Consider the following 7948-nt stretch of genomic DNA (forward strand, 5'->3'; position numbering starts at 1 on the left):
GTCCCACCGAGGCGTCCCGCGCCGTCGCACCGCCCGAGGAGCAGCTCCGCCACCGTGCGGGCCTCGCGGGCCTGGGGAGAAAGCGGCTCGAGCGCCTGGGTGATCGCGATGAGGGAGCGCAACGTGGAGGCGTCGTCGCGCATGCCCGAGAGGAAGCGGACGCTCGGCTCCGCTCGGGCGCACGCCTCGCGCACGAGCCGCGTCAGCCACCGCGCGGTGGCGTCGATCTTCGGGTAGTCGAGCTTGTCCGGCGTGTCCTCGGGCGTGTGGTAGTGCTGCCAGCGCCCGTTGGTGAGGAAGAGGAAGGGCACCTCGCGGCGCCAGAAGCCCCAGTAGTCCGAGAGCGGTGGAACGGTCTCGGCATCCATGCGCCGGATGACGACTCCGGGCTCGCTCCGGGCCAGCCGGTCCACCAGCGCTCCCGTGCCCTCGCTCCGCTCCGCCCCGAGCGCGAACACCGACTGGCGCACGTCCTCCGGTGCCCCCTCCGGCCCCACCGCATGGCCGACGAGGTCCATGCACACCATGAGGTCGATCGTGTTCAGCGGCACCGTAGGGTCACGGGCGAAGTGTTCCGAGCCCATCCCCTCCGAGAGGAAGTACGGCGGCTCCTCGCCATCGAAGGCGGCGAAGAGGACGCCCCGCCCCTTCGGTGGAGTGCTCCGCAGCGCCCGAGCCACCTCGACGAGGATGGCCACGGCCGCCGCGTTGTCATCCGCGCCATGGTAGGTGTGCCGGCCCGAGCGGCCCAGGTGGTCATAGTGGGCACCGACGAGGACCCACCGGTCCCGCTCCCCCTGGAGCGACGCGAGCACGTTGGCTCCCGAGCAGCCGGGGACGGGCTGCTCCACGGGCTCCAGGCCCGCGTTCCTGAACGCTTCCTTCACCAGGGCGCGTGCCTCCAGGCCCCCCGAGCTACCAGGCGCCCGACCCGCACATCGCTCCGAGCAGAGGCTCTCGATGAGTGCTTTCGGTGTCATACGGAAGGAACGCGGACCCCCCGGAGCGCCCTTCCCCAGCCGCTCCCACGCCAAGGGCCTTGCATCAACCTCGGGGCCCGGGCGGCTCCAGCGCGAGCAGGACCGAGGCGTGGGGGTCGAACTCCAGGGCCGCGAGCTCCTCGTAGCGCAGCTCCCGGTCGGGGCGCAGCAGCTCGCCATTCACCGGGTCCTCCGGGAAGAGGAGGCTGTACTTGAAGGAGATGGAGCCGGAGAGCCCGGAGCGCTCGAGCTGGTACGGGGCGGTGTCGATGAAGCAGTTGCCCGCCTGGGCCGAGGGCACGCCCACCACCCGGGCGCCATGGGCTCGGAGCAGCGCGACGAGGTCGAAGCCCGCGCTGTAGGTCCGGGCCGAGGTGAGCACCACCACGCGCGGCGACCACGCGGCGCTGAACTGCCCGCTTCGCACCTCCTGGGCGAACGTGGGCGAGCGCTCCGCGCCCTCCAGGAACTCCTTCCGCAGCTGCTCACGCCGCTCGGGGGTGAGCCCGTTGCGCTGGCGCTCACGCCAGGCCCGCTCCTCGCTGAAGTCCAGGTCGCCTGGCTCCAGCGCCAGCCCGCTGCGCGCCCGCACCTTCTCCAGCGAGTCCGCTTCGTGGCTCTGGAAGTACTGCGCCGAGTAGCGCGGAACCTGGAAGCCCGTCTCGGTGCTCACCAGCCTGTCCACCGGGTACAGGAAGTACCCGAGCACGTTGCCAATCATGGAGTTGCCCCCGCGGTTGCGCCGCAGGTCCACGATGAGGGTGGCCGTGCGCTCGCGCCGCATGGCGGCGAACAGCTCGCGGAACGTGTCGGTGGCGGCGGGGATGACGGCGATGCGCTCGTCCACGCCCGTCAGCTCCGGATGGCCGGCGGCCCGCGCCACCGAGGTGAGATGATCGCCCAGGGGCATGGTGAAGCCCGTGGAGCGCCACACCTCGAAGGCCTCGCGGTAGCGGCCCATCGAGTCGATGCGCAAGTACGCCACGGACTTGTCGGGGTTGAGGAAGGACCAGGCTAGGTCCGCGGCATTTGGCTCGGGCACGGCGAGACGCGAGGGCGGCGCCAGCGGCTGCCCCGGCGTCCCGGACACCGCCTCCACGGGGACCGTCACGCGGGTTCCATCGGGCTTGCGCAGCTCGAAGCGCACCGGGCCCGCGAGCCCCTGCCGCTCGAGGAGATCGCCCAACCCACTGGGTGAGCGGAGGGCGTCCGCGAGGTGGCTGAGGTTGTGGTAGCGATTGTCCGCGCCGCGGGCGGCCTCCATCCGCGTGGCGAGTTCCGCGAAGGACACCCCCTCCACGCCCACGAGCGTCGCCCCGAGCAGGGGCCGGAGCTCGGTCTGGTGGACGCGGCTCACGTAGAGCCGCTCCTCGACGGCCTCGAACTCCAGGGGCAGCGGGGCCTGGGCAGCCGCCGGAGCGGTGGGAGCACGAATGTGGGTGTGCCCGTCCCGGAGCGAGGCCACGAGCGGACGCACGTAACGGAAGAAGCCCTCGACGGTCATGCCCTCGGTGGGGACGCTCCGCAGCAGCTCGTCCACGCGGCGGTGGAAGGCAATCCGTCCCCCCGCGCGCGAGTACGGATCCGGATGCGTCTCCTCGATGAACCGCGCGAGCTGGCGAATGTCGGCGCGGAGCGCCTCCTGGGAGAGTCGCGCGTCCGGGGACAGGGGGGCAGCGGATTGCGAGGCCGGGCCGGCCATGGGTGGAGGGGAAGCCTGGGGGGCCGCGCCGTTACGGGTGGCGCAGCCGGAGCCCACCAGGGCGACGAGCGCCCAGCGCCAGAGAGACGGAAGGGACATGGCCGTCTCATACCCTCCGCTCCGGGGCGCGTCACGCACTGCCGACAGGCCCGACTACCGACCTCCGGCCATGCGCTGCATCTGCTCGGTGTACTCGGCCAGGGTGCCCAGGCCCACCGCGGCGCGGCGCGCGTCCACGTTGGCCTCGTCCTCGATGGGGCGCGGCACGAGCTTGCCGTCCACCATGTGGAACTGGCTGCCGTAGCGCTGTGGCTTGCCCTCGGCCACCAGCACGCGGTCCGTCAGGTAGGCGAGGTCCTTCGCCGAGCCCTCGCCGGCCGCCACCGCCTTCTCCAGCAGCGGCAGGCACTCCCGCTGGAAGGCCGGGTCCAGGTCCGCGTGCTGCACCAGGAGCCACGCGGCCTTCGAGGCCCGCTCGCCCACCAGCGTCTTCGTGGGCCAGCCCTCCTGGGCGATGATCTGCTTCATGCGCGCGGTGTTGCGAAGGTCGATGGCCTTCGTGCGCTCGTTGGCCGCCGGGTCCTTGAATTTCGCCGCGACCTGCGCGCGTCGGGCCGTCTGATCCTCCTCCAGCATGCGCAGCAGCTCGTCGCGCAGCTCCGGCTTCCGCGCCACGTTCAGCTTCGCCTCGTTGGCGGCCACCCGCTCGAGGATGCGCGCGAAGGCCGGGTCCTCCCGCACCGAGGCGAGGTCCGGATCCGTCTTCATGTGATTGGACTCGGCGAAGCCGGCCTCCGCGACGCGCTCGAGCCACGTGAGGGCCTCGGCCTTCTGCCCCTCGAGGGCCGCGGCGCAGGCGGCGTCATAGAGGATGCCCTGGTCGCGCACGCCCTGCTCCCACGCCTGGCGGAAGAGCGGGAGCGCCTCGGCCGTCTTCCCACTCAGGGCGAGCATATCGGCCTGGCGCGCCAGCCGGAGGGCCTCGGCCGAGGGACCCGCGGCAGCGGCGGGGGCCGGAGCAGAGGCCCCGGGGGCGGCCACGGGAGCCTCGGAGGAAGCGGTATGGGCACAGCCCGCGAGCAGGCTCAGGGCGGCGAGCCGGACGAAGAGGCGATTCATTCAGGCATCTCCAAGAAGTGGACCCGGACCAACGGAATGCCGGCCCGCGCGCCGCGATGGTAATGGAGGGCCCCGTGTCGGGGTCTCTCTACCCTACCCCATGATAGTTTGAGAGCAAATAAACAAACCGGACAGGCCTTGTCCGATAGAGTCGGGAGCCATGAATTTCATGAGCCGGAACCTGTGGATTGTGGGAGGTCTGAGCCTGGCGTTGGCAGCGTGTGGACCGAAGCGCGTGGCGCCGGTGCAGCAGTACAGCCTGGGCATGTCGCGCGCGGAGTACCGCGACTACAGCGCCGCGAAGACCAACATCTGTGACGCGGAGCCCCGGTGGCTCTCCGACGAGCTGGGCGCGGTGAACGGGCTGATGGACCGCTTCCTGGCCTCGACGGAGCAGGCGAAGAATCCGGAGGCAGCCGAGCACGACCAGCAGGTGGCGCTCCTGAAGGAGGCGTCGGGCTCGCTGGGCAAGGTGCTGGACGTGCACCAGCGCAACCTCCAGGCGCTGCAGCGGTGCGGCTTCGCGAGGTCCGGGGGCGTCCCGGAGCTGATGAAGCGGGGCACCACGCTGGTGGAGCAGTCGCGCACGCGGCTGACCGAGGCCACCCAGGTGCTGGCCGTGGAGGAGGCGCAGCGCAAGTGGAAGGACGAGGCGCCCCAGCGCGAGCAGACGGCGCGCCAGACGTGGTGCGCGAAGAACCCCGAGGTGGGCACCACCGACGTGTACTACGCGCGCAAGTTCGCCGATGGGCGCACCGAGTGGCTCTTCTGTGACGGCCACGTCGTCCAGTCCGCCGGTGGCGCCGAGCCGACCCTCGTGTCGCCCGAGGGCCTGAGCGCGAAGGATCGCCGCAAGGTGAAGCCGCCGCGCTACCTCGAGGCCGCGCGTGGCTACCCGGCGGAGGAGATCGACAAGCAGCCGACCGTGGGGGGTGACTCGGCTCCCGCCCAGAGCTCGGAGGCGAGCGGGAGCTGAGCGAGCGCGCTACGGCGCGTACGTCACCACCAGGTGGTTGGCGGTGAGCACCATCCGGCGCGGCACGGCGTTGCCGCCCTGGATGGTGAGCTCGAAGCCGAAGGGCACGCGCAGCACGCGATCATTCATCTGGTCGCGCAGCATGCCCTCGGCGGTGGAGTTGGAGTTGGACTTGAGCCTCGTCCTCGTCGCCTTGGCGCGAGCCAGCAGGGAGGTGTCGACCAACGAGAGCTCCACCGTCATGCTCGCCACCACGCCGGCGGCCACGCCCGCCTGGAACCTGCGGACGTCGTCCTGGTAGGCCTTGGGGACCTTGCCGGTGTAGCGGATGTTCTCGCCGCGCAGCAGGGCCGTGCAGGTGAAGGTGTTGGACGGGCCGAAGCGGATGTCGGAGATGCGCTCGACGATGACGTCGCCCTGCAGCTGCTGGTGGAAGCTGCGCGCGGCCATCTTCATCGGCAGGACCTGCGAGGCCAGCTGCTCGAGGGACGCGGGGGTGAAGTACATGTTGAAGGAGCGCCCCGCCTGGCCGGGCGAGCGCAGCTCCTCGGTGTAGGCGTTGACGGACTGGAGCGCCAGGCTCGTGGCCTGCAACTCCTGGGTGAGGCGCTGGTTCTCCTTCTCCGCCAGCCGCAGGCGCGTGGCCGGATTCGTGGCGCAGCCCGTACCCGCGAGCGCCACCAGCAGCAGGCTCAGCTGAAGGGCCCTCATGGCGTCACCGTGCAGGTGCCCTGGGACAGGCGCCACTTGCCCGAGGTGCGAGGCGGGGAGAAGGTGACGGTCATCTGGTGGGGCTGGCTCCTGAGGAGGAACCGGGCATGGACGGCGCCCGAGCGGGGCAGCCCTTGCAGCTGCGCGTTGGCCGGAGCCACGCCCACACACCCCAGGCCCGTGAGGCCGGCGGCGGCCTCGGCCTGGGCCATGGCCTGGAAGGACTGACTCAGCTCGCCCTGCTTGCCGCGCAGCTCCTGCTGCATGGCCGCGTTGCGCGCCTCCAGCTCCGCCGCGCGTTGCTCCGTGGCGGAGGAACCCGGGGGCGACGAGCGCGCCCCCTTACTCGAAGCACACCCGGCCGCGCACAGCGCGAGCACGGGCAACCAGCACCACCGGGACTTGTTCATGGCCCCGCACGGTAGCACCCCTCACGCGCCCAGACGGGCCAGTCGCGCGGAGAGGTGCGCGTCCCCCCCGGCCCCGAGCGCGCGCAGCCAGGCCGGCAGCGAGCTGCCCGACGCCAGCAGGTGTCCCTCGACGTGCGGGCGCAGCTCGCTCCAGCGCTTCTCCCACCCCTCCTCGGAGCCGCCTCGCCCCTGGGGACGCTCGGCCAGCAGCGCGCCCAGGCGCAGCGCCAGCTCGGGCTCGCCCAGGGCCTCGGACTGGAGGGCCAGCACGCGGGTGGCGGCCTGGGCCGGCGCTCCGGCGGGGGCGCGCTTCCACTCCTCCACCGTGCGGAGGAAGGCCGCGGCGTCCAGCTCGGCCAGCAGCCCCATGGCCGCCCACAGCGGCAGTCGAGGCTGCTCCCGGGGCGCCACCACTTTCGCCATCACCGCGGAGAACACCGGGCCCAGGGCGGCATGGCGGGCCGGGTCGAGCCCCCCGAGGGCCCGGAGCGCGCGCCGGGCGTGGCGGGCCTGGAGCGCCACCTTCCAGCTCCGCCCACCCACGAGGGCGTCCAGCTGGGAGAGCGCCTCGGCGGCCGCCGTCACCTGCGCGGCGGACGGCTTGCCCGCGCGCACCCGGGGAGGCAGCGAGAGCTTCGGCGAGGCCGCGGCCGCGCCCTTCGCGCCCTTGGGGGCCGCGGCGGGCGCCTCGGAGGACACCTCGTGGTAGCCCTCGCGCAGCTTCTCGGCCACCTTGCGCTCGTACTCGCGCCGCGCGCCCTCCTCGTCGGGGAAGTCCTTCTCCTTGCGCTGGCCCTCGGTGCCCAGCCGCCCGTACACCACGATGAAGGTGGAGCCCTGGACATCGGCCATCCAGAACTTCGCGCTGGAGCCCTCGACGAACTCGAACCTGCGCATGACGCTGTCCCCTCCCCGGTGCCGGGTGTGCGGTGCCCGCCGGACGCTACTACGGGCACCACCGCCGCTCCCACTCCGGTAGCATCGCCCGCATGATTCGCCCCGCCACCCCCTCGGACATTCCCACCATCGCCCGGCTCATCCGAGCCCTGGCCGAGTACGAGAAGCTCTCCCACGAGGTCGTCCTGCGCGAGGAGGACCTGCGCCAGCACCTCTTCGGCGACAAGCCCTATGCCGAGGTCGTCCTCGCCGAGGACGGCGGGAAGGTGGTGGGCATGGCCCTCTTCTTCCACAACTACTCCACCTTCCTCGCCAAACCCGGCCTCTACCTGGAGGACCTCTTCGTCCTGCCCGAGTACCGGGGCAAGGGACACGGCAAGGCGCTGCTGTCGCACCTGGCGAAGCTCGCCGTCGAGCGGGGCTGCGGGCGCTTCGAGTGGGCCGTGCTCGACTGGAACACGCCGGCCATCGAGTTCTACAAGTCGTTCGGTGCCGCGCCGCAGCACGACTGGACCGTCTTCCGCGTCACCGGCGACGCGCTGCGGCGACTCGCCGCGCAGGCCACCTGAGCCTGCTCCCTGGGCGGGCGGCCTGTCGCGGAGCGTCGACGCGCGTTGACCCATGAATCAGTGCAACGATGCGTTTTCGCTGCCCCGAGGGCGTGACATCCTCGGGGCGTGAGGTCGCATGAAGTCCTTCGATGACAAGGAGCGCCGCACGCTCGTCGACGAGCGCCGTACGCCCGTGACCGACGATCGCCGCACGCTCGTCAAGGATGACCGCCGCACGGTCAACCTTGGCCCGGGGGACGCCCCAGGTACCCAGGACCGGCCCCAACCCCCGGAGGCACCGGCGCTCGGCCGTGGCACGCCCCTGGACCGCTACGTGGTGCTCGACCCGTTGGGCGAGGGCGGCATGGGGATGGTGTACGCCGCGTACGACTCGGTGCTGGACCGGAAGGTGGCGCTCAAGCTGCTGCCCCAGGAGACCGCCGACGGGGGCGCCGAGCTGACCTCGGGACGGGCCCGGCTGCTGCGCGAGGCGCAGGCCATGGCCAAGCTCTCCCACCCCAACGTGGTGGGCGTCTACGACGTGTACCAGCACGGGACCCTGGTCTTCATGGCCATGGAGCTGGTGGAGGGCCAGACGCTGC

General features: G+C 71.9%; 9 protein-coding genes. 3 read left to right on the forward strand and 6 right to left on the reverse strand.

Annotation, left to right across the window (positions count from 1 at the left end; translation table 11 throughout):
- From VF697_RS02735 to VF697_RS02745, 3 genes are all read right to left on the reverse strand, one after another.
- A partial coding sequence (locus VF697_RS02735; protein ID WP_331091899.1) for a M28 family metallopeptidase occupies window positions 1–887 on the reverse strand: 887 nt, incomplete at its 3' end.
- A 157-nt stretch (window positions 888–1044) separates the two neighbouring features.
- Window positions 1045–2781 (reverse strand): S41 family peptidase, encoded by a 1737-nt coding sequence (locus tag VF697_RS02740; protein WP_331091900.1) that lies wholly within the window; start codon window positions 2779–2781, stop codon window positions 1045–1047.
- Between the two features lie 54 nt (window positions 2782–2835).
- Window positions 2836–3801, reverse strand: a complete 966-nt coding sequence (locus VF697_RS02745; protein ID WP_331091901.1) for a DUF6624 domain-containing protein — start codon at window positions 3799–3801, stop codon at window positions 2836–2838.
- Window positions 3802–3970: 169 nt separating this feature from the next.
- Here VF697_RS02745 and VF697_RS02750 point away from each other — a divergent pair, with 169 nt between their 5' ends.
- Window positions 3971–4777, forward strand: coding sequence for a hypothetical protein (locus VF697_RS02750; protein WP_331091902.1), 807 nt, complete (start codon window positions 3971–3973; stop codon window positions 4775–4777).
- A gap of 9 nt (window positions 4778–4786) precedes the next feature.
- Here the strand turns inward: VF697_RS02750 and VF697_RS02755 are convergent, their stop codons facing one another.
- Genes VF697_RS02755 through VF697_RS02765 form a run of 3 tightly spaced genes read right to left on the reverse strand, consistent with a single transcriptional unit; the run spans window position 4787 to window position 6795 of the window.
- The gene (locus VF697_RS02755) at window positions 4787–5488 is read right to left on the reverse strand and encodes a hypothetical protein (RefSeq protein WP_331091903.1); all 702 of its coding nucleotides are present in this window, start codon (window positions 5486–5488) and stop codon (window positions 4787–4789) included.
- Window positions 5485–5898 carry a hypothetical protein gene (locus VF697_RS02760; protein WP_331091904.1) on the reverse strand — a complete coding sequence of 138 codons (414 nt, stop codon included), beginning with the start codon at window positions 5896–5898 and terminating at the stop codon, window positions 5485–5487. Before VF697_RS02760 ends, VF697_RS02755 begins: the two co-directional genes overlap by 4 nt.
- Before the next feature lie 21 nt (window positions 5899–5919).
- Window positions 5920–6795 (reverse strand): WGR domain-containing protein, encoded by an 876-nt coding sequence (locus VF697_RS02765; protein WP_331091905.1) that lies wholly within the window; start codon window positions 6793–6795, stop codon window positions 5920–5922.
- Between the two features lie 92 nt (window positions 6796–6887).
- On the opposite strand from VF697_RS02765, the gene VF697_RS02770 reads away from it, so the two are divergent.
- Together VF697_RS02770 and VF697_RS02775 are read left to right on the forward strand one after the other, a co-directional pair.
- Entirely contained in the window at window positions 6888–7364 is a 477-nt protein-coding gene (locus VF697_RS02770; RefSeq protein WP_331091906.1) for a GNAT family N-acetyltransferase, read from the forward strand.
- 118 nt (window positions 7365–7482) lie between these two features.
- Window positions 7483–7948, forward strand: a 466-nt coding sequence (locus tag VF697_RS02775) for a protein kinase domain-containing protein (RefSeq protein WP_331091907.1), incomplete at its 3' end; no start/stop codon positions are given.

Origin of the sequence: Archangium sp. (assembly GCF_036388035.1) — a bacterium.
Classification (GTDB): domain Bacteria; phylum Myxococcota; class Myxococcia; order Myxococcales; family Myxococcaceae; genus Archangium.

Bases quoted from the DNA above. Each gene is read 5' to 3' on its own strand.
- VF697_RS02740 (WP_331091900.1), bottom strand. From the start codon at position 2,781: ATGTCCCTTCCGTCTCTCTGGCGCTGGGCGCTCGTCGCCCTGGTGGGC.
- VF697_RS02745 (WP_331091901.1), bottom strand. From the start codon at position 3,801: ATGAATCGCCTCTTCGTCCGGCTCGCCGCCCTGAGCCTGCTCGCGGGC.
- VF697_RS02750 (WP_331091902.1), top strand. From the start codon at position 3,971: ATGAGCCGGAACCTGTGGATTGTGGGAGGTCTGAGCCTGGCGTTGGCA.
- VF697_RS02755 (WP_331091903.1), bottom strand. From the start codon at position 5,488: ATGAGGGCCCTTCAGCTGAGCCTGCTGCTGGTGGCGCTCGCGGGTACG.
- VF697_RS02760 (WP_331091904.1), bottom strand. From the start codon at position 5,898: ATGAACAAGTCCCGGTGGTGCTGGTTGCCCGTGCTCGCGCTGTGCGCG.
- VF697_RS02765 (WP_331091905.1), bottom strand. From the start codon at position 6,795: ATGCGCAGGTTCGAGTTCGTCGAGGGCTCCAGCGCGAAGTTCTGGATG.
- VF697_RS02770 (WP_331091906.1), top strand. From the start codon at position 6,888: ATGATTCGCCCCGCCACCCCCTCGGACATTCCCACCATCGCCCGGCTC.